Source organism: Streptomyces sp. B5E4 (genome assembly GCF_039871555.1).
Classification (GTDB): domain Bacteria; phylum Actinomycetota; class Actinomycetes; order Streptomycetales; family Streptomycetaceae; genus Streptomyces.
In genome coordinates this window covers 395579-414911 of record NZ_JBDPMI010000001.1, presented here as the reverse complement: position 1 = coordinate 414911, position 19333 = coordinate 395579, and the positions used below count along the sequence as shown (strand labels likewise).

The window sequence follows — 19333 nt, the reverse complement described above, 5'->3', positions numbered from 1 at the left end:
CCGCCCCCGCCCCCACCTCACTCCGGGTGGGCCACCAGGACCTCCACCCCGTCCGCCTGCAGTGCGTCCAGGTCCGCCGGCGGGATCCCCGAGTCGACGATGACCAGGTCGAAGGCCGTCACCGGGGCGAGTTGGTACAGGCCCCGGCGGCGGAACTTGGTGTGGTCGACCAGGAGGATCTTGCGGGCGCACGCCTCCATCAGGGCGCGTTTGACCGCCACCGTCTCCTGCGACTGGTGGTAGCAGTGGCCCCGGGTGATCGCCGTCGTGGACGCGAAGAGGGTGTCCGCGTACAGGCTGGTCACCGCGTCGACCGTGCGCAGGCCGAGGAAGGCGTCGTACGCCGGGTAGTACGTCCCGCCCAGGGAGATCAGCTCGATGCCCGGGCTGCCGGCGAGGACCTGGGTGACCGGGACGAAGTTGGTGATGACCGTCAGCGGAGCCTGCTGGGTGAGCAGGCGGGTCAGGGCCAGGGCCGTGGTGCTGTCGTCGATGATGACCGACTGGCCGGACTTGACCAGCGGCAGCGCGGCGCGGGCCAGGGCGTTCTTCTCCGCCGTCATCGCCTGGGTGCGGTGGCGTACGTCGCCGTGGAAGGCGGTCGACGGCTGGGCGGTGGCGCCGCCGCGGACCTTGCGGAGCCAGCCTCTGCTCTGCAGGTGGTCGAGGTCCCGGCGGATGGTCATGGGGGTCACGCCGAGTTCGTCGGCCAACTGCTCGATACGGACGAAGCCTTCGTCCACGACGCGGCCTTTGATGCGGTCTCTCCGCTCCCGCGGCTTTCGCCCGCTCATGTCGGCCGGCTGCCGGGTCTCTGCCCCCATGGAAACTCCTGTTCTCTTTCTGTGAAGTGAACATTCCCGTATCCGGACGCTACGCACCGCTCAAGGTGCCGTACGCAGCGGATGGCGACGCGACTGCCTGCGCTGTCATAGCCCCCCACCGCGCCGACCATCGACTCGATGTTAACCGCCCCTGATCGAGCGAACACTCAAAGGGGTGCATGAGCGGGGTTCGTTGTTCATTTTCTGAGGCCCGTTGACACGAATGAAACATACGAGTTTCGTGTGCGTCGCCTCCAGCGCACAGCAAGCGCCCACCAAGCGCACGGGCACACACACCGTGCACAGCGGCACAGCGCCCCACCGCACCCGGCGCCCCTGAGCAAGGACACGAGCAAGGAGTGGAACATGAGACGACTGGCCAGTTTTGCTCTCGCCGGCATCCTCGCCACCGGCGCACTGACGGCCTGCGCCGAGGAGCCCGGCAACTCGGGTGACGACGGCGAGGGCGGCGGAACCGGGGCCGGCAAGGTCGCGTTCCTCATGCCCGACCTGGCCTCCACGCGCTACGAGCAGTACGACGCCCCGCTGTTCAAGAAGCGCATGGGCGAGCTCTGCGACGAGTGCAAGGTCATCTACCAGAACGCCGACAGCGACGCCGCCCTCCAGCAGCAGCAGGCCAACTCCGCCATGGCGCAGGGCGCCAAGGTCATCGTCCTGGACCCGGTGGACTCCGAGTCCGCGGCGACCATCGTGCAGACCGCGCAGTCGCAGGGCGTCAAGGTCATTGCATACGACCGGCCGATCCCCACCAAGCCCGCCGACTTCTACGTCTCGTTCGACAACGAGGCCATCGGCGAGTCGATCGGCCAGTCGCTCGTCGACCACCTCGACAAGGAGTCCGCCGAGGGCGGCATCCTCCAGGTCAACGGCTCGCCGACGGATGCCGCCGCCGGGCTGATCAAGAAGGGCATCCACAACGCCGTCGACGACAGCGGCTACAAGCTGCTCGCCGAGTACGACACCCCCGACTGGTCGCCGGAGAAGGCCCAGCAGTGGGTGAGCGGCCAGATCTCGCAGTACTCCGGCCGTATCGCCGGCGTGGTCGCCGCCAACGACGGCACCGGCGGCGGGTCGATCGCCGCGTTCAAGGCCGCCGAGGCCCAGGTCCCGCCGGTCACCGGCAACGACGCCGAGCTTGCGGCCGTTCAGCGGATCATCGCGGGCGACCAGTTCAACACCATCTCCAAGCCGATCAAGACCGTCGCCGAGGCCGCCGCCGAGGTCACGTACGCCTTCATGCAGGGCGAGAAGCCCAAGGCCGACACCCAGCTCTTCGACACGCCGTCCCAGCTCTTCCAGCCGACCGTCGTGACGCAGGAGAACCTCAAGGAGGTCATCTTCGGCCCCGACGGGGTGCTGAAGGCCGAGGACGTCTGCACCCGCGAGTACGCCAAGGACTGCACGAGCCTCGGCATCGGCTGACCGACGCCACGCAGCCCCTCCACCCGGCGGGCCCCGGCCGGCCGACCCGGCCGACCGACCCGGTGATCCCGCCCGGTGATCCCGCCCGGTGAATCCGCCCGGCGAAACGAAAGGAAAAGGGTCACGATGACAGCCCCCGCCGCCCCGGCCGCGCCCACCGTGCTGTCCCTGCGCGGCGTCAGCAAGCAGTTCGGCGCCGTCGCCGCGCTCACCGGCATCGACCTCGACGTGGCCGCCGGCGAGGTGGTGGCCGTCGTCGGGGACAACGGCGCCGGCAAGTCCACACTGGTGAAGATCCTGTCGGGGGTCTACACCCCCGACGGGGGCACCATCGCCTTCCACGACCGGGAGGTCTCGCTCGGCTCCCCGGCCGACGCGCAGGCCATCGGCATCGCCACCGTCTTCCAGGACCTGGCGCTCTGCGAGAACCTCGACGTCAAGGCGAACCTCTTCCTCGGCCAGGAGCTACGCCCCTGGATGCTGGACGACGTCGCCATGGAGACCCGCTCCTGGGAGCTGCTGCGGGAGCTGTCGGCCCGTATCCCCACCCTCGACGTGCCGGTGGCCGCCCTCTCCGGCGGCCAGCGGCAGACGGTGGCGATCACCCGGGCGCTGCTGGGCAAGCCCGAGGTGATCCTCCTCGACGAGCCGACCGCCGCGCTCGGCGTGGCGCAGACGGCCGAGGTGCTGAACCTCATCGAGCGGCTGAAGGGCAACGGCCTCGGCGTCGTCATGATCAGCCACAACATGGACGACGTACGCGCCGTGGCCGACCGGGTGGCGGTGCTCCGCCTCGGCCGCAACAACGGCGTCTTCGACGCCCGCACCGTCACCTCGGAGCAGGTCGTCGCCGCGATCACCGGCGCGGTGGACAACGTGGTCGCGCAGCGCGCGGCCCGGAGAGCCGCGGCCGGCGAACCGCGGACGGACGCGGCGACGCGGAAAGAGAAGGAACTGCCGTGACATCCCTGGACACTCCGCCGAGCAAGACCACCGACCTGCAGGACGAGCGGCTGACGATGCCCCAGGGCATCGGCGACAGCGTCCGCGCCGCCGTCCGCCGCACCCGCGACGGCGACCTGGGCATGCTGCCCGTCGTCGCCGGCATCCTGGTCATCTGGACCATCTTCCAGTCCCTGAACCAGACCTTCCTGTCCAGCACCAACCTGGTGAACCTGACCTTCGAGATGGTGCCGCTCGGCGTCATCGCGCTGGGCATCGTCTGCGTACTGCTCGTCGGCCAGATCGACCTGTCGGTCGGCTCGGTCAGCGGCGTCTCGGCCGCGGCCACCGCCGTCGTCATGGTCAAGCACGAGCAGCCGATGGTGCTGGCCCTGGCCGTCGCGATCGCCGGCGGCTGTGTGATCGGCTGGCTCTACGGCCAGATACTGAACCGCTTCGGCGTGCCCAGCTTCGTCGTCACCCTGGGCGGGCTGCTGGCCTTCCTGGGCCTGCAGTTGTGGCTGCTGCGCGACCAGAACGCCATCAACATCCCGTTCGACTCGCCGCTGGTGAAGTTCGCGCAGGTGTGGTTCGTACCCGAGGCGCTGGCCTACGTCTTCGCGGTCGCGGCGGCCGGCGGCTTCCTCGCCGTGGGCTGGGTACGAATCCGCAGCCGGCGGCGCGCCGGGCTGTCGTCCGCGTCGATGCAGTGGCTCGGGCTGCAGGCCGGGCTGCTGGCCGCGGCGCTGCTGTTCACGGTCTTCTACCTGAACCGCACCCGCGGCGTCCCCTGGATGTTCATGCTCTTCGTCAGCCTGGTGCTGATGGTGCACTACGTCCTGACGAAGACGAAGTTCGGCCGGTCCCTGTACGCGGTCGGCGGCAACGCGGAGGCGGCCCGCCGCGCCGGCATCAACGTCCGCGCCGTCTACACCTCCGCCTTCGTCATGTGCTCCGCGCTGGCGGCGACCGGCGGCGTGCTGGCCGCGGCGCGGCTGGCGGCGGCGAACCAGTCGACCGGCACCGCGGACGTCAACCTCAACGCCATCGCCGCCGCGGTCATCGGCGGCACCAGCCTCTTCGGCGGCCGCGGTTCGGCGTTCGCGGCGCTGCTGGGGGTGCTGGTCATCCAGTCGATCTCCAGCGGTCTGACGCTGCTCAACCTCGACTCCTCGTACCGCTTCATCATCACGGGCCTGGTGCTGCTCGTCGCCGTCGCCCTGGACTCCGCGGCCCGCCGGTCGCGGCAGGCACACGGAAGGGGCTGACGACATGGGGGATGCGGACACGACCGCCCTCGCGATCGACGCCGGCACCACCGTCGTCAAGGTCGTCGGCTACGGCCCGGACGGCGCGGAGCTGACGGTCGCCCGGCGCCCGACCCGGGTGACGCGGCCCAGGCCGGGCTGGGCCGAGCAGGACATGACCGACGTGTGGGACGCGGTGGCCTCCGCCGTACGGGAGGTGGTCGCCGCGCTGCCCGCGCCGCCCGCGTTCGTCGCGGTGACCGGGCAGGGCGACGGGGCCTGGCTGATCGACGGCGAGGGCCGGCCCACCGGGCCCGCGGTGCTCTGGAACGACGGCCGCGCCGCCGGGATCGTCGGCGACTGGGAGCGCGACGGGACCGTGGACGAGGCGTTCCGCATCTGCGGCTCGCGGCTGTCCACGGGCATGCCGAACGCGGTGCTGGCGTGGCTGCGCGCGCACGACCCGGACCGCCTCGCCCGCTCCCGGCATCTGCTGACGTGCGGGGGCTGGCTGTTCTACAAGCTCACCGGGCGGCCCGCCGTGGACGAGTCGGAGGCCGCGGCGCCGTTCCTGGACATCTCGCAACGCACCTGGTCGGACCGGCTGTTCGAGCTGTACGGGCTGGAGTGGGCCCGCGAGCTGCTGCCGCCCCTGCGCGACGACGACCACCGCGTCACCCCCCTCGCCGCTGCCGCGGGCGCGGAGACCGGGCTGCCGGAAGGCATCCCCGTGGTGCTCGCGCCGTACGACATCTGCGCCACCGCGATCGGCTCCGGCGCGGTCGGCGCGGGCCGCGCCTGCACCATCCTCGGCACCACGCTCTCCACCGAGATCGTCATGGACGCGCCCCCCGCCCCCGGCCCGTCGGACACCCCCGTGGGCATCACCGTCCCGCTCGGTGTCCCCGGCCACTACCTGCGCGCCTTCCCGACCATGAGCGGCGGCGACATGCTCGACTGGGGCGCGAAGCTCCTCGGTCTCGCCTCGGCCGCCGAGCTGATGGAGCTGGCCGAGCGCGGGTCGGCGGACACCGCGGGGGTGCGCTTCATGCCGTACCTCTCCCCCGCCGGCGAGCGCGCGCCGTTCTTCGACCCGGCCGCCCGCGGCTCGCTGACCGGCCTGTCGCTGGACAGCGGCCGCGAGGACGTGGCGCGCGCGGTGGTGGAGGGGGTCACCCTGGCGATCCGCGACTGCCTCGCCGCCTCCCCCGCCGAGCCGGACCTGCTGACGCTCAGCGGCGGCGGCACCCGCAGCAGGTTCTGGATGCGGCTGATCTCCGACGTCACGGGCGTGCCCGTGGCGATCCCCGCGGACACCGAGATCGGGGCCCGCGGGGCGTGGCTGACCGGCGCCGTCGCCACCGGCCGGGAGCCGGACTTCGCGACGGCGGCGGCGCATCAGGTGCGTATCGCCGCGTCGTACGAACCGGACCCCGCCCCCGCCGCCGGCGGCCGCTACGCCGAGTTCCTGGAACTGCGCGAGCTGCACCGGCCGGTGTGGGCGCTGGGCCGGGAGCGTACGGCCGACGGGAACGGATCCGCGCACTCCGGTGGAGCCGGCGCATGACCCACCCGGCTCCGGACGCCTGGCTCGGCATCGACCTGGGCACACAGGGCGTCCGCGCGGTGGCCGCCGACTCCGCGGGGCACCTCCTCGGTGCGGGGACGGCGCCGCTGACCAGCGACCGGCGCGACGGACGCCACGAGCAGGACCCCGACGAGTGGTGGCGCGCGGTCTGCGCCGCGGTCGGGCAGGCCCGCGCCGCGGGCGCGGACCCGCGCCGGATCCGTGCCGTGGCCGTCGACGCCACCTCCGGCACCGTCACCCTGACCGACCGCGGCGGGCACGCCGTCACGCCCGCGCTGATGTACGACGACGGGCGCGCCGCCGCGGAGGCCGAGAAGGTCAACGAGGCCGGCGAGGCGCAGTGGACCAGGGCCGGCTACCGGCGGATGCAGCGCTCCTGGGGGCTGCCGAAGCTGCGCTGGCTGCTCGACCGGCATCCCCGGGCCGCCGCGGACGGCTGGCGGCTGGCCCACCAGAACGACGTGGTCAACCGCCGGCTCGTCGGCCATGACGTACCGGCCGACACGAGCAACGCCCTCAAGACCGGCGCGGACGCGGCCACCGTGAGCTGGCCCGAGCAGGTCTTCGCGGACCTCGGCATCCCCGCCGAGGTGCTGCCGGGGCTGGTGCCGCCGGGCACCGTGCTCGGGGAGGTCTCGGCCGCCGCGGCCGAGGAGACCGGTCTGCTCGCGGGCACCCCGGTGGTCGCCGGGATGACCGACGGCTGCGCCGCCCAGCTGGGCTCCGGGGCCACGGCGGTGGGGAGCTGGAACTCCGTCATGGGCACCACGCTGGTGCTCAAGGGCGTGACCGCGGAACTGGTCCACGACCCGGCGGGCGTCATGTACTCGCACCGCTCGCCCGCGGGCACCTGGCTGCCCGGCGGCGCGTCCAGCGTCGGGGCCGGGCTGGTGGCGCGGGAGTTCGGCAACGCCGACCTGGACCGGCTGACGGCCGAGGCGGCGGAGCTGCTGCCGACCGGGCTGCTGCGCTACCCGCTGGTCTCGCCCGGGGAGCGGTTCCCGTTCGTCGCCCCCGACGCGACGGCGTTCCGCAGCCGGGAGGCGGCGGGCCGCGCCGAGGACTTCGCGGCGCTGCTGCAGGGGGCCGCGTACGTCGAGCGGCTCTGCTTCGACTACGCCGACCTGCTCGGCGCGCCCGTCACCGGGGCCGTCGTCCTCACCGGCGGCGCGACCCGCAACCCGGTGTGGAACCAGCTCCGCGCCGACGTCCTGCGCCGCCCGGTGACGCTGCCGCGCAACGCGCAGCCGGCGCTCGGCATGGCCGTCCTGGCCGCCGCCGCCCTCGACGGCGACGGCAGCAGCGGCACCGGCACCGGCGACGAGGCCGGCAGCCCCGCCGCGGGCGGCGCCCTGGACCGCGCCGCCGCCGCGATGGTCCGGGCCGACCGCACCGTCGAGCCCCGCGACCCGTACCGATCCGCCCACGACGAGGGCTACGTCCGGCTCGTCGACCTGCTGGCCCGGCGCGGCTGGCTGCCCGAGGTCGTCGCGGCCCACGCACGAGAGAGGACCGCGTCATGAGCCTCAACGTCATCTTCGTCCGGCACGGGGAGAGCGTCTGGCACGGCGAGAACCGGTACGCCGGCGCCACCGACATCGACCTCACCGACCACGGCCGCGACCAGGCCGCCGCCCTCGCCGACTGGGCGGCGCAGGCGGGGCTGACGGCCGTGTGGTCCTCGCCGATGCTGCGCTGCCGGCAGACGGCGGCTGGCAGCGCGGCCCGCGCCGGACTGCCGCTGCACCTCGACGAGCGGCTGCGCGAGCTGGACTTCGGCGTCGCCGAGGGGCTGACCCGCGCCGAGATGCGCGAGCGGATGCCCGAGGCGGTGGCCTCCTTCGAGGCCGACCCGGTCGCCAGCCACTTCCCCGGCGGGGAGGATCCGGCGGCGGTCGTCGAGCGGTACCTCGCCTTCCTCGCCGAGCTGCGCGCGGAGCACGACACCGGCGAGCAGGGCGAAGCCAAGCAGGCCGACGGCAAGAAGGGCGACGGCCGGATACTCGTCGTCGCCCACTCCACCGCCATCCGGCTCACCCTGTGCCGGCTGCTCGACCTGCCGCTGCGCGACTACCGCCGCCGCTTCCCCCGCCTGGCCAACTGCGCCCTCAACGAGCTGGTCCTCAGTGACGGCACCCCCTCGCTGCTGACGCTGAACCGCCCCGTCACCCCCGGAGTACCCGCGTGACCACGATCCTCGCCGCCGGCGACCACTTCGTCCGCAACGACCTGCTCCGCGACCGGCTCCGCCCGGTCGCCCCCGACGCCGCGTTCCGCGAGCTGACCCTGCCCTGGCCCGTCGAGCCGTTCGGCCCGGTGGCCGAGGTCCGCGAGGCGTCGGGCACGGAGGACCAGCTCATCGAGGCCCTGGACGGCGTCGAGATCTGCGTGACGCAGATGGCGCCGCTGACCGAGCGGATCCTCGCGGCCAGCCCCGCCCTGCGGCTGTTCTGCGTCAGCCGCGGCGGCCCCGTCAACGCCAACCTCGACGCCGCCACCCGCCACGGCGTCGCCGTCACCTACGCCCCCGGCCGTAACGCGACGGCCACCGCCGAGCACACCGTGGCCCTGATGCTGGCCGCCGCCCGCCGGATCCCCGCCACCCACGCGGACCTGGCGGCCGGCGCCTGGCGCGGCGACTACTACCGCTACGAGGCCGTCGGCCCGGAGCTGGAGGACAGCACGGTCGGCATCGTCGGGTACGGCGCCATCGGCTCCCGCGTGGCCCGTATCGCCCGCGGCTTCGGCGCCCGGGTGCTCGTCGCCGATCCCTTCGCCGACGCGGCGGCCGTCGCGCCGGACGAACTCGTCGAGCTGCCCGAGCTGATGAATCGTTCCGCCTTCGTCACCGTGCACGCCCGCGCCACCCCGGAGACCGAAGGGCTGATCTCCCGCGAGCTGATCGGTCTCATGCCCGCCGGCGGCGTCCTCGTCAACTGCGCCCGCGGCTCCCTCGTCGACTACGACGCGGTCTGCGACGCCCTCGACGAAGGCCGGCTCTTCGGCGCCGCGTTCGACGTGTTCCCCGTCGAACCGCTGCCCACCGACTCGCGACTGCCCTGTACCCCGGGCGTCGTGATGACCCCCCATTTGGCCGGCGCCAGCCGCCAGACCGCCCACAACGCGGCCGGCATGGTCGCCGCAGAGGTCGGCCACCACCTGACGGGCCGTCCCCTGATCCACTGCGCGAATCCGGAAGTGCTCACCAGATGAACCCGTGGAAAGGAACCCGCATGCGCGGCAAGTTCCGTACGGCCAAAGCGGCCGTCGTCGCCGGCATAGCCGTCCCCGCCCTCCTCCTCACCGCCGCACCGGCAGGCTTCGCCGCCACCGAGGCCACCCCCGCGGCGAAGCCGCTCCCGCCCCACCTGCCCACCCATATCGAAGGCGGGGCGTGGCCGACGAGCCACGTCCAGGGTGTCACCGTCGACACCGAACGCGGTTATGTCTACTGGTCGTTCACGCAGATGCTGGTCAAGACCGACCTCGACGGCAACGTCGTCGGCACCGTCGAGGGCCTCACCGGCCACCTCGGCGACATCGACCTCAGCGACCGCGACGGCCGCGTCTACGGCTCGCTCGAATACAAGGCGGAAGAGGCGTTCTACATCGCCGTCTTCGATGTGGACAAGATCGACCGGGTCGGCATGGACGCCGAGACCGACGGCGTGATGACCGCCGTCCACCTGGAGGAGGTCGTCGAGGACTTCACCGCCGACATGAACGGCGACGGCGTCTTCGACGGCGACACCGCGAACACCCCCGACCACCGCTACGGCTGCTCCGGTATCGACGGCGTCTCCTTCGGCCCGGAGTTCGGCAAGCGCGGCGGGGTGCAGAAGCTGATGGTCGCGTACGGCGTGTACTCCAACACCACGCGCGCGGACAACGACCACCAGGTGGTCCTGGAGTACGACGTGCGCGACTGGCGCCGCTACGAGCGCCCGCTGTCGCAGGCCGACCCGCACCGCAGCGGCCCGAAGGGCACGGACGGCAAGTACTTCGCGTACACCGGCAACACCACCTACGGCGTGCAGAACCTCCAGTACGACCCGTACACCCGCAACTGGATCATGGCGGTCTACGACGGCGTGAAGGAGGGCTTCCCGAACTACTCGTTCTTCACCGTCGACGGTTCGAAGAAGCCGGTGCACGGCGAGATCAGGGGCCAGGCCGAGCCCGAGAAGGGCGAGCTGCTCACGCTGCGCGACGCGGGTCTGAACGACCCGGCGACGGGCGTGCGCGGCTGGGAGTTCCACGGCAACTACGGCATCGACGCACTGGGCGACGGCCGCTACTACGTCGCCGAGGGCCGGGCCGTGACCGTGGACGGCGTGCGCAAGCAGGAGGGCGAGGTCTACCTCTACCGCTGGACGGGGGAGACCCCGACCCCGTTCGAGCGCGTCGAGGACTGACGCGGGGCGCTCTCGCGCCTCCCGGGCCCGCATGTATCGGGGGCGGGCCCGGGAGGCTCCCGGCCGTTACCGGCCTGCGGACTCATCCGCGGGCAGCAGCCGCAGGGAGACGGAGTTGATGCAGTAGCGCTGGTCGGTCGGCGTCGGGTAGCCCTCGCCGCTGAAGACGTGGCCCAGGTGGGAGCCGCAGCGGGCGCAGCGCACCTCGGTACGGGCCATGCCCAGCGAGCGGTCCTCCAGCAGCTCGACGGCCTCGCTCTGCGCCGGATCGTAGAAGCTCGGCCAGCCGCAGTGGCTCTCGAACTTCTCCGTGGAGCGGAACAGCTCCGCGCCGCAGGCGCGGCACTCGTAGACGCCCTCGGTCTTGGTGTCCGTGTACTCGCCGGTAAAGGCGGGCTCGGTGCCCGCCTGCCGCAGCACGCGGTACTCCTCGGGCGACAGCTCCGTGCGCCACTGCTCGTCCGGCTTGTCGACCTTGTATGTCATCTCAGCCCTCCAGTCGGGACAGGATCCGGGGTCCCAGCTCGGTGACGTCCCCTGCCCCCATGGTGAGAACGAGATCGCCGGGCTTCGCCATTCCGGCGACCAGGCCCGGGACGGCGGCCATGTCGGGCACGGACGTGACGTCGGCACCCTGCGCGCGGGCCGCCTCGATGATGATCTCGCTGGTCACGCCGGGGATGGGGTCTTCGCGGGCGGGATAGATGCCGAGCACCAGCGAGGCGTCTGCGAGCGCGAGGGCCTGGCCCATCTCGGTGCCCAGCTCGCGGGTGCGCGAGAACAGGTGCGGCTGGAAGACGACGAGGATGCGGCCGGAGCGGCCGCCGTGGCCGTCGTCGGCGGCGGCCCGTACGGCCTCCAGGTCGGCGCTCATCTCGGTGGGGTGGTGCGCGTAGGTGTCCACGACCCGTACGCCCGCGGCCGTGCCCTTCGGCTGCAGCCGCCGGCCGACGCCGGTGAAGGACGCCAGCGCCGGCGCCAGCTCCGCGGCGGGCACGCCGGCCGCGGCACCGGCGGCCAGCGCCGCGACGGCGTTGTGTGCGTAGTGGCGGCCGGGGACGGAGACGCCGAAGGTGAGCTTCGCGCCGTCGAGCACCACGGTGACCTCGCTGGCCAGGCCCTTCGGGGCGACGGAGAGCACGCGCGCGTCGGCGTCGGGTGACTCGCCGTAGGTGACGGTGCGCACGCCGCTCACGGCCAGCCGGCGGGTCAGCTCGCGGGCGCCGGGGTGGTCGGCGGAGACGACGAGGGTGCCGCCGGGGACGATACGGGCGGCGAAGGTCTCGAAGGAGGCGTAGATCTCCTCCAGCGAGGCGTAGTTGGCGTGGTGGTCCAGCTCGACGTTGAGGACGATGGCGACCTCGGGCGCGTACTTGTGGAAGCTGCGGTCGCTTTCGTCCGCCTCGGCGACGAAGAGGTCGCCGGTGCCGTGGTGCGCGTTGGAGCCGGGGGCGTCGATGTCGCCGCCGATGGCGTACGACGGGTCGCGGCCGAGGGTGCGCAGGGCGACGGCGAGCATCGAGGTCGTCGTCGTCTTGCCGTGGGTGCCGGCGACGGCGAGGGGGCGCAGCCCGTCCATGACGGCGGCGAGCGCGTCGGAGCGGTGCACGACGGGCAGCCCGCGCGCGCGGGCGGCCGCCAGCTCGGGATTGTCCTCGCGGATGGCGGAGGAGACGACGACGGCGGTGGCGCCGGGGTCCAGGTGCTCTGCGGCGTGGCCGAGGTGCACGACGGCGCCCAGCTCGCGGAGCGCGGCGACGGCGCCTGACTCGCGGGCGTCGCTGCCGGCGACGGCGGCGCCGCGCTGGGCGAGGATCTTGGCGATGCCCGACATACCGGCGCCGCCGATGCCGACGAAGTGCGGACTCTCCAGCGTGGGCGGGATCCCCGGGGTCATGTGGTGCGCTCCTTGGGCTCGGGCGGGACGCGACGATTCTCGCACCCCGCACCGACATTCCGGTGCCACCGCCGGGGGCGAGCGGGCCGTGGCCCCGCGGGCCCGCGGACCGGGTCAGCCTTCGTGGGCGAAGAGCTTGAGCACCGGCACGCCGACCTTGTGCCGGGCCCGGGAGGCCCAGTCGCGATGGAAGAACTCCTCCACCAGGTGCGGTGCGGTGAGCACGATGACCTCGTCCGCCCGCGTCTGTTCCACGACGGACGTCAGCAGGTCCAGCGGGTGCCGGTCGACGATCTCGCCGACCGCCTCCGCGCCCTGCTCGCGCAGCGCCTGCAGGGAGTGCTCCAGGGCCAGCTTGGCGGTGGGCAGCGCCTCGTGCCCCTCCGGCTCGTCCGACTCGCGGACCGCGTCCTCCAGCTCTCCGAGGGCCACGTCGTCGAGCGCCCGCAACAGCACTCCCTGGTCTCCGCGGGGTTGCAGCAGCACGACGAAGCTGACGGGCTCCTGACCGTGGAGCGTGGTGACCATCTCCACATCCACGGGTGCGAGCGGCTTCTCGATCATCAGGACGGTGGTGAACACGATGAACGCCCTTCTTCCGCACAGGCACACAGACCACGTCAGAAACGATCCTGCCGACCTAGTCTGCCCCAGCACGGCTAAGCGGAACGGGATATTCCGCAGATTGTCAGAACCGACGGTAACGGGTGAACAGGAAGCCGGCCTCCTCCATGACCGACTCCAGACCGAGGCCCAGCGGCTCCGCCTGCGGGGCGGCGCCGCGCATGATCCGGGGGGCGTCCCCGAGCGCCATCCGGGGTGCCAGGGTCAGGCACAGCTCGTCGAGCACCCCCGCCTGGGCGAAGCCGCCCAGCACCGAGGGACCGCCCTCCGTCAGCAGCCGCCGGTGCCCGCGCTCGGCGAGCGCGGCGACGGCCGCCGCCGGGGCGGCGCCCCGGCCCTCCCCCGCGACCACGACCTCCACCCCCGCGGCCCGGGCCGCCGCCACCCGTTCCGCGGGCGCCTGCGCGCCCGTGAGCAGCAGCGTCGGCACGGCCGGCGCGGTGAACAGCGGCAGCGAGAAGTCCAGGGCGAGGGAGGCGGAGAGGATCGCGACGGGCGGCGCTGGGGTCTGGCCTGCCGCGGCCCTGCGGGCGGCGAAGGCCTCGCGGACGCGGACCGGCCGGTACCCCTCCAGGCGTACCGTTTCTGCACCCACGACGATCACATCCGCCAGCGCGCGCAGCACGCCGAAAAGGCGCATGTCCGCCGGGGACGACAGCGGCTGGGAGCGCCCGCCGGCGGCGGCGGCGCCGTCGACGGAGCTGACCATGTTGGCCCGTAGCCAGACGCCGTCCCCCGCGGGATAGGCATAGGCGTCCGCGAGCTCGTCCAGGGACCACTCACGGTCGGCGAGGGCGGACGGGTCCGGTGGCACGGGCAGCAGGCGGCGCATATGCGGCAGTGTGGCATGACGTACTGGTGTACGGCTTGCCGAGGCGGCGGCCGTACAGTGAGAAGGTGCCCCCTTCCGCCTCCGCCTCCACCGCCGACACGCCCGGCGGCATAGCCCCCGGCACGCTCACCGGCCGCGAGCCGCGCGTGCCCGCCGAACGGCTGGTCGCCGAGCTGGTGCCGCCGCCGCGCTTCGACGCGGTGCGCTTCTCGACCTACGTCCCGGACCCGGCCCGCCCCAGCCAGGCCGAGGCCGTACGCGCCCTCGCCGCCTTCGCCGCCGGGCTCGGCGGCGGCGCCGTCCGCCGAGGTGGGGGTACCCCCGCCGGTGAGGGCGTAGCCGGTGGGGGAGGCCGGCGGCCGTGGTGGCGGCGGGCGCCGAAGGAGCCGGCCGGGCCGCGCGGGGTGTATCTGGACGGCGGCTTCGGCGTCGGCAAGACGCACCTGCTGGCCTCGCTCTGGCACGCCACCGAGGCGGTGCCCGAGCGGAAGGGCTTTTGCACCTTCGTCGAGCTGACGAACCTGGTGGGCGCGCTGGGCTTCCAGCAGACGGTACGCACCCTCGGGGACCACCGGCTGCTGTGCATCGACGAGTTCGAGCTCGACGACCCCGGCGACACCGTGCTGGTCTCCAGCCTCCTCGGCAAGCTCGTCGACTCCGGCGTCGCGCTGGCCGCCACGTCCAACACCCTGCCGGGCAAGCTGGGCGAGGGCCGCTTCGCCGCGGCCGACTTCCTGCGCGAGATACAGGGCCTGGCGGCCCGCTTCCGCCCCCTGCGCATCGACGGCGACGACTACCGCCACCGCGGCCTGCCCGCCTCCCCCGCCCCGCTGCCGGACGAGGCCGTCACCCGCGCCGCCCACACCGTCCCCGGCGCCACGCTCGACGCCTTCCCCGACCTCCTCGGCCACCTCGCCCGGGTCCACCCCAGCCGCTACGGCGCCCTGACCGACGGTGTACGCACCGTCTGCCTGACCGGCGTACGGCCGGTGGCCGACGAGGCCACGGCGCTGCGGCTCGTGGTGCTCGCCGACCGGCTGTACGACCGGGAGATACCGGTGCTCGCCTCCGGCGTGCCGTTCGACCGGCTCTTCGGCGACGGCATGCTCGCCGGCGGGTACCGCAAGAAGTACTTTCGCGCGATATCCCGGCTCACCGCGCTGGCCCGCGACGCCCGCCCCGACATGGACGAACGGGACACCGCGGACGACTCCGCGACGGCCGGCGGCAGTGACGGCACACATCCGCCACAGGAGTAGACCCTTCACACACCCCTCACCTGGTTCACTTTCAGTTCACCGAGTGGTACACACGGTCTGGTCACCGTTTTCCTGTCCGTCAGCAGGGAGTTGGTCTTTCCGCATGGCAGCAACACGACGTCAGGTTCTCGCCCGTACCGGCGCGCTGGGCGCCGGAATCGCCTTCACCGGAAGCGTCTCCGAGCTGTATGCCGGCACCGCCGCCGCGCACGCCCCGAAGGACGCCGGCTACGGCCCGCTCGTCCCCGACCCCAACGGCCTCCTGGACCTCCCCAAGGGCTTCGAGTACCGGGTGCTCTCCCGCGAGGGCGACCAACTGCTCTCCGGCGAGGGCGCCGTGCCCAGCAACCACGACGGCATGGCCGCCTTCCGCGCCCGCGGCGGCGACGTCCGGCTCGTCCGCAACCACGAGAACCGCCCCACCGCATCCCACCGCGTCCCCGCCATCGACGGCCTGACGTACGACCCGATGGGCATGGGCGGCTGCACCGTGCTGGAGGTCGACCGCAACGGCGAACTCGAAGGCGAGCGCGTGGGCATCGCCGGCACCGCGGTCAACTGCGCCGGCGGCCCCAGCCTCTGGGGCACCTGGCTGACCTGCGAGGAGACCGAGGACAAGGCCGGCACCAACGGCTACACCAAGGACCACGGCTTCATCTTCGAGGTCGACCCCGTCGACCCGCACGAGAGCGGCGCCGAGCCGCTCGCCGCGATGGGCCGCTTCCAGCACGAGGCCGTCGCCTTCGACCCGTCCAACGGCGTCGTCTACGAGACGGAGGACGCCTTCCAGCACCCGTTCGGGCTGTTCTACCGCTTCCTGCCGAAGAAGCCCAAGGGCGGCCTCGGCTCCCTGCGGGCCGGCGGCGAACTGCAGGCCATGCGGGTGCCGGACGTGCCGGACCTGTCGGTGGTCGAGGAGATCGGCACCACGTTCGACAACGTCGAGTGGATCGAGGTCCCCGACCCGCTGGCGGCCGAGACCCCGATCCGCCACCAGGACTTCGGGCGGGCGATGTCGCACGCCCAGAAGCTGGAGGGCTGCTACTGGGGCGGCAACTCCGTGTACTTCGTCTCCAGCTTCGCCAAGTCCTCCGAGGGCTCGGGCGGCGACCACTTCGGCCAGGTGTGGCGCTACACCCCGCGGACCAACGAGCTGAAGCTCGTCATCCGCTTCGGCCCCGACCACGGCGTCGACACCCCCGGCGAGTCCCCGGACAACATCGCCCTGTCACCCTCGGGCGGCCTGTTCCTCTGCGAGGACGGCGGCGGTGAGCAGCACGTGTACGGCGTCTCGCGGCGCGGCGAGGTCTTCGCGGTGGCGCGCAACCGGCAGAACACGGGCAGCGCGGAGGACCCGGAGTACGGCGAGTTCGCCGGCGTCGCGTTCTCGCCGAACGGCCGGACGATGTACGTGAACTGCTACGCGCCCGGCACCACGTTCGCCATCACCGGACCCTGGCGGTAGCCCGCCCGGCACCCGGCGCACCGCACAAGGCGGCATCGGCACGGCGCCGCGGCGTGTCGTACCCCGTTCACCCGGGCGCTCGCTCCGGCGCGCGCGCCCCCGGGAGCGCTCTTACGCTCCCCCCATGATCCACTTCCGGCGCCCGCGCCCTGCCCGCGCGGCCCTCGTCGCGCTGCTCGCCCTCTTCCTCCCGGCGTGCGCCGAGCCCTCCGCGCCCTCGGCCCCCTCGGCGCCGGTCGGCGCGCCCGCCGCACGGGAGTACAGCGACCACCCGGCGGCATACGGGACGGCGCGAGCGCCGAGGGAGCCGGAGGGCGGGACTCAGGGCGGGACCCGGCGCGCGGCGCGCGGGGAGGCCAAGGCGGCCCGCGCGGGGCTCGCGCCGGTGTGGCGGCACGGCGCGCGCCGGGGCGCGGGCGCCAAGCGCGTCGCGCTCACCTTCGACGCCGACATGATGGCCGACCAGCACGACCGGGCCGATGCCGGCGAGCAGTTCGACAACCCCGGGCTCATCGCCGCGCTACGGCAACTGAAGGTGCCCGCGACCGTCTTCATGACCGGCACCTGGGCCGCCCGCTACCCCGACCAGGCCCGCGCCATCGGCCGCGACCCCCTCTTCGAGGTGGCCAACCACTCCTACAGCCACCGCGCCTTCGCCACCCCCTGCTACGGACTGCCCGAGGTCGACCCCGGCGCCATGCGCGCCGAGGTCGAGCGCACCTTCGCCGAACTGCGCCGCGCAGGCGTGCCGGCGCCCGTCCCGTACTTCCGCTTTCCCGGCGGCTGTTACGACGACGAAGCGCTGCGCGCCCTCGCCCCGACGGGTGTGACCGCCGTGCAGTGGGACGTCTCCAGCGGCGACGCCTTCGCCACCGACCCGGGCGCGGTGGCGGAGGAGGTGCTGACGCGGGTGCGGCCGGGGTCGGTGGTCGTCCTGCACGTCACGCGCAGCGCGGCGCCGGTCACGGAGCAGGCGGTGCGCGAGATCGTGCCGGAGCTGCGCCGGCGCGGCTACGGCCTCGCCAGGGTCTCGGAGCTGATGGCGGCGCCCTGAGGCCCGTACGGGACAGGCCGCGGCGGTGCCGGCACTCCTGCCGTTCCTGCCGCCGCGGCGCGCCGGGTCACCCGGTGGGCGCCCCCGTGCCGGTCTCGCTCGGCCGCACCACGACGAAGCCCTCGCCGTCCAGCCGGAGCTGCATGACCTCGCCGGAGCCGCCGCGGATCATCGACCCGAAGCTCTGCGAGCGGTGCAGCCCCGTCTGGAGCTGGGTGCTCCAGCCGACGACGGCGTCGGTGTCGACGAAGACCGGGTAGCCGGGCGAGACGGGGATGACGATCGGGGTGCCGTCGCAGACCACGCCCAGCCGGCCCTGGCCGGTGAACACGCTGTTGAACAGCCCGCCGCCCGCCATACCCGCGCCCTTGACCACCTTGATGTCGTACGACAGCGTCGCGTCGAAGCACAGCACGTTGCGCCCGTTGAGCGTGAGGCTGTCGTTCGGCTGGTCGAAGTCCAGGATGAAGCAGTTGGCCGCGCTGAGCGCGAACCAGCACTCCCCCTGCCCCTTCACCGACATGAGCGCCAGGCCCTCGCCGGTGACCGCGCGCTTGAGGAACTGCCCCGCCCCCTGGCCCTTCTTCTCGAACTGCAGGTTGCCCCGGTAGGCGATCATCGCGCCCTGGCGGGCCAGGCACTCGCCGTTGACGGCGTACTTGATCGACTTGGAGTTCTGCAGAGTCATGCCGACCTGTGTCGCAGGCTCGGCCATGTTTTCCTTCGCGAACAAATCACTGCGCATACGGGCATGATCCGCCGGAATCCCTCCCTCCGCCAAGCGGGCTGCGCCCCTGGCACACTTGATCGCGTGACCAGCGCCGAGACCAGCCCCTTCCCGCACGAGGCGGTGAGCCGCGACGAGCTGCCGCAGTTCGTCCTCCCCCTCGTCGTCCGCATCGAGCGCGGCAGTCCGCCCACGCGCACCGACGCGCTCCAGACGGCGGCGCGCGCGGTGCTGATCCTGCTGGCGGACGAGCGCAGCGCGGGCGAGGGCCCGTGGGCCCAGGCGGTACGGGACTGGCAGGACGCCAGGATCCGCAAGGTGGTGCGGCGGGCGCGGGGCGCGGAGTGGCGCCGGGCGGAGGCGCTGCCGGGGATCACGGTGACGTCGGCACCGGGCCGGGCCGCGGCCGCGGGGAACGGCACGGGCGCCGCGGGGAGCCCCGGGGGGACCGGCGCCGCCGAGGTGCGGGTCTTCCCGCCCGTACCGCTCGACGGCTGGCCCAAGGACCTCGCCCGGCTCCAGGTCTCCGGCACCGACCTCGACGACCCCGAGCCCCCTGCCCCGCCCCCGGCCGGCGTCCCGGTGCTGTGGCTCGCGCCGGGGCTCGACATGACCGCGGGCAAGGCCATGGCCCAGGCGGGCCACGGCGCCCAACTCGCCTGGTGGGAGCTGCCCGACGCGGACCGCGTGGCCTGGCGCGCCGCCGGCTTCCCCCTCGCCGTCCGCACCCCGGCGCCGGAGCGCTGGGCGGAGCTGGTCGTCAGCGGGCTGCCGGTCGTCAGGGACGCCGGGTACACGGAGATCGCCGCGGGCAGTTGCACGGTCGTCGCCGACCACCCCGCGCTGCGTACCGGCTGACCCGCCGCCGTACGGGCACGCGCGCGTAAGGCGCCTGGCGCCGCGCCCGCCGCGCGGCCCACCGCGGCACGGCTGTCAGCCCGGCACGGCGCTTCACACCGGCGCGCGACGCCGGAGGCGCGCGCCCCGGCCCGTACCGTCCGGGAGGCCGGACCGAG

General features: G+C 73.4%; 18 protein-coding genes. 12 read left to right on the top strand and 6 right to left on the bottom strand.

Features of this window, described 5'->3' with window-relative positions:
* Positions 1–17: 17 nt before the first annotated feature.
* On the bottom strand, positions 18–794 hold the full coding sequence (locus ABGA99_RS01670; protein WP_326800407.1) for a DeoR/GlpR family DNA-binding transcription regulator: 777 nt from the start codon (positions 792–794) through the stop codon (positions 18–20).
* 396 nt (positions 795–1190) lie between these two features.
* Between ABGA99_RS01670 and ABGA99_RS01665 the strand changes: the two genes are divergently transcribed.
* From ABGA99_RS01665 to ABGA99_RS01630, 8 genes are all read left to right on the top strand, one after another.
* A complete protein-coding gene (locus tag ABGA99_RS01665) occupies positions 1191–2267 on the top strand; it encodes a sugar ABC transporter substrate-binding protein (RefSeq protein WP_347576041.1) in 1077 nt (358 codons plus the stop codon).
* A 126-nt stretch (positions 2268–2393) separates the two neighbouring features.
* Positions 2394–3230 carry an ATP-binding cassette domain-containing protein gene (locus ABGA99_RS01660; protein ID WP_347576042.1) on the top strand — a complete coding sequence of 279 codons (837 nt, stop codon included), beginning with the start codon at positions 2394–2396 and terminating at the stop codon, positions 3228–3230.
* On the top strand, positions 3227–4477 hold the full coding sequence (locus ABGA99_RS01655) for a sugar ABC transporter permease (RefSeq protein ID WP_347582007.1): 1251 nt from the start codon (positions 3227–3229) through the stop codon (positions 4475–4477). Before ABGA99_RS01660 ends, ABGA99_RS01655 begins: the two co-directional genes overlap by 4 nt.
* 4 nt (positions 4478–4481) lie before the next feature.
* On the top strand, positions 4482–6023 hold the full coding sequence (locus ABGA99_RS01650) for an FGGY-family carbohydrate kinase (protein WP_347576044.1): 1542 nt from the start codon (positions 4482–4484) through the stop codon (positions 6021–6023).
* Positions 6020–7567, top strand: coding sequence for an FGGY family carbohydrate kinase (locus ABGA99_RS01645; protein WP_347582006.1), 1548 nt, complete (start codon positions 6020–6022; stop codon positions 7565–7567). The genes ABGA99_RS01650 and ABGA99_RS01645 overlap by 4 nt, the downstream gene beginning before the upstream one ends.
* On the top strand, positions 7564–8232 hold the full coding sequence (locus tag ABGA99_RS01640; RefSeq protein WP_347576046.1) for a histidine phosphatase family protein: 669 nt from the start codon (positions 7564–7566) through the stop codon (positions 8230–8232). The genes ABGA99_RS01645 and ABGA99_RS01640 overlap by 4 nt, the downstream gene beginning before the upstream one ends.
* Positions 8229–9257, top strand: a complete 1029-nt coding sequence (locus ABGA99_RS01635; protein ID WP_347582005.1) for a 2-hydroxyacid dehydrogenase — start codon at positions 8229–8231, stop codon at positions 9255–9257. Before ABGA99_RS01640 ends, ABGA99_RS01635 begins: the two co-directional genes overlap by 4 nt.
* A gap of 20 nt (positions 9258–9277) precedes the next feature.
* A complete protein-coding gene (locus tag ABGA99_RS01630; RefSeq protein ID WP_347582004.1) occupies positions 9278–10459 on the top strand; it encodes a hypothetical protein in 1182 nt (393 codons plus the stop codon).
* A 66-nt stretch (positions 10460–10525) separates the two neighbouring features.
* Here ABGA99_RS01630 and msrB read toward each other — a convergent pair whose 3' ends face one another.
* The 4 genes from msrB to ABGA99_RS01610 all read right to left on the bottom strand — a co-directional run bounded on the left by msrB (position 10526) and on the right by ABGA99_RS01610 (position 13812).
* Entirely contained in the window at positions 10526–10945 is a 420-nt protein-coding gene (gene msrB, locus ABGA99_RS01625; RefSeq protein ID WP_347576049.1) for a peptide-methionine (R)-S-oxide reductase MsrB, read from the bottom strand.
* A gap of 1 nt (position 10946) precedes the next feature.
* The gene (gene murC, locus ABGA99_RS01620) at positions 10947–12356 is read right to left on the bottom strand and encodes a UDP-N-acetylmuramate--L-alanine ligase (protein ID WP_347582003.1); all 1410 of its coding nucleotides are present in this window, start codon (positions 12354–12356) and stop codon (positions 10947–10949) included.
* 114 nt (positions 12357–12470) lie between these two features.
* Positions 12471–12938: an indole-3-glycerol phosphate synthase gene (locus tag ABGA99_RS01615; protein WP_347576051.1), complete on the bottom strand. Its 468-nt coding sequence runs from the start codon at positions 12936–12938 to the stop codon at positions 12471–12473.
* 106 nt (positions 12939–13044) lie between these two features.
* Entirely contained in the window at positions 13045–13812 is a 768-nt protein-coding gene (locus ABGA99_RS01610) for a pyrimidine reductase family protein (protein ID WP_347582002.1), read from the bottom strand.
* A gap of 65 nt (positions 13813–13877) precedes the next feature.
* On the opposite strand from ABGA99_RS01610, the gene zapE reads away from it, so the two are divergent.
* The 3 genes from zapE (at position 13878) to ABGA99_RS01595 (ending at position 17590) form a co-directional block, all read left to right on the top strand.
* A complete protein-coding gene (gene zapE, locus ABGA99_RS01605; RefSeq protein ID WP_347576053.1) occupies positions 13878–15071 on the top strand; it encodes a cell division protein ZapE in 1194 nt (397 codons plus the stop codon).
* A 103-nt stretch (positions 15072–15174) separates the two neighbouring features.
* The gene (locus tag ABGA99_RS01600) at positions 15175–16536 is read left to right on the top strand and encodes an alkaline phosphatase PhoX (RefSeq protein ID WP_347576054.1); all 1362 of its coding nucleotides are present in this window, start codon (positions 15175–15177) and stop codon (positions 16534–16536) included.
* Positions 16537–16660: 124 nt separating this feature from the next.
* Positions 16661–17590, top strand: a complete 930-nt coding sequence (locus tag ABGA99_RS01595; RefSeq protein ID WP_347582001.1) for a polysaccharide deacetylase family protein — start codon at positions 16661–16663, stop codon at positions 17588–17590.
* Between the two features lie 67 nt (positions 17591–17657).
* On the opposite strand, the gene ABGA99_RS01590 is transcribed toward ABGA99_RS01595, so the two are convergent.
* Positions 17658–18335 carry an AIM24 family protein gene (locus tag ABGA99_RS01590; protein ID WP_347576056.1) on the bottom strand — a complete coding sequence of 226 codons (678 nt, stop codon included), beginning with the start codon at positions 18333–18335 and terminating at the stop codon, positions 17658–17660.
* 66 nt (positions 18336–18401) lie between these two features.
* Here ABGA99_RS01590 and ABGA99_RS01585 point away from each other — a divergent pair, with 66 nt between their 5' ends.
* Positions 18402–19175, top strand: coding sequence for a peptidyl-tRNA hydrolase (locus ABGA99_RS01585; RefSeq protein WP_347582000.1), 774 nt, complete (start codon positions 18402–18404; stop codon positions 19173–19175).
* Positions 19176–19333 lie beyond the last annotated feature (158 nt).

Bases quoted from the DNA above. Each gene is read 5' to 3' on its own strand.
- ABGA99_RS01670 (WP_326800407.1), bottom strand. From the start codon at position 794: ATGAGCGGGCGAAAGCCGCGGGAGCGGAGAGACCGCATCAAAGGCCGC.
- ABGA99_RS01665 (WP_347576041.1), top strand. From the start codon at position 1,191: ATGAGACGACTGGCCAGTTTTGCTCTCGCCGGCATCCTCGCCACCGGC.
- ABGA99_RS01660 (WP_347576042.1), top strand. From the start codon at position 2,394: ATGACAGCCCCCGCCGCCCCGGCCGCGCCCACCGTGCTGTCCCTGCGC.
- ABGA99_RS01650 (WP_347576044.1), top strand. From the start codon at position 4,482: ATGGGGGATGCGGACACGACCGCCCTCGCGATCGACGCCGGCACCACC.
- ABGA99_RS01645 (WP_347582006.1), top strand. From the start codon at position 6,020: ATGACCCACCCGGCTCCGGACGCCTGGCTCGGCATCGACCTGGGCACA.
- ABGA99_RS01640 (WP_347576046.1), top strand. From the start codon at position 7,564: ATGAGCCTCAACGTCATCTTCGTCCGGCACGGGGAGAGCGTCTGGCAC.
- ABGA99_RS01630 (WP_347582004.1), top strand. From the start codon at position 9,278: ATGCGCGGCAAGTTCCGTACGGCCAAAGCGGCCGTCGTCGCCGGCATA.
- msrB (WP_347576049.1), bottom strand. From the start codon at position 10,945: ATGACATACAAGGTCGACAAGCCGGACGAGCAGTGGCGCACGGAGCTG.
- murC (WP_347582003.1), bottom strand. From the start codon at position 12,356: ATGACCCCGGGGATCCCGCCCACGCTGGAGAGTCCGCACTTCGTCGGC.
- ABGA99_RS01610 (WP_347582002.1), bottom strand. From the start codon at position 13,812: ATGCGCCGCCTGCTGCCCGTGCCACCGGACCCGTCCGCCCTCGCCGAC.
- ABGA99_RS01600 (WP_347576054.1), top strand. From the start codon at position 15,175: ATGGCAGCAACACGACGTCAGGTTCTCGCCCGTACCGGCGCGCTGGGC.
- ABGA99_RS01595 (WP_347582001.1), top strand. From the start codon at position 16,661: ATGATCCACTTCCGGCGCCCGCGCCCTGCCCGCGCGGCCCTCGTCGCG.
- ABGA99_RS01590 (WP_347576056.1), bottom strand. From the start codon at position 18,335: ATGCGCAGTGATTTGTTCGCGAAGGAAAACATGGCCGAGCCTGCGACA.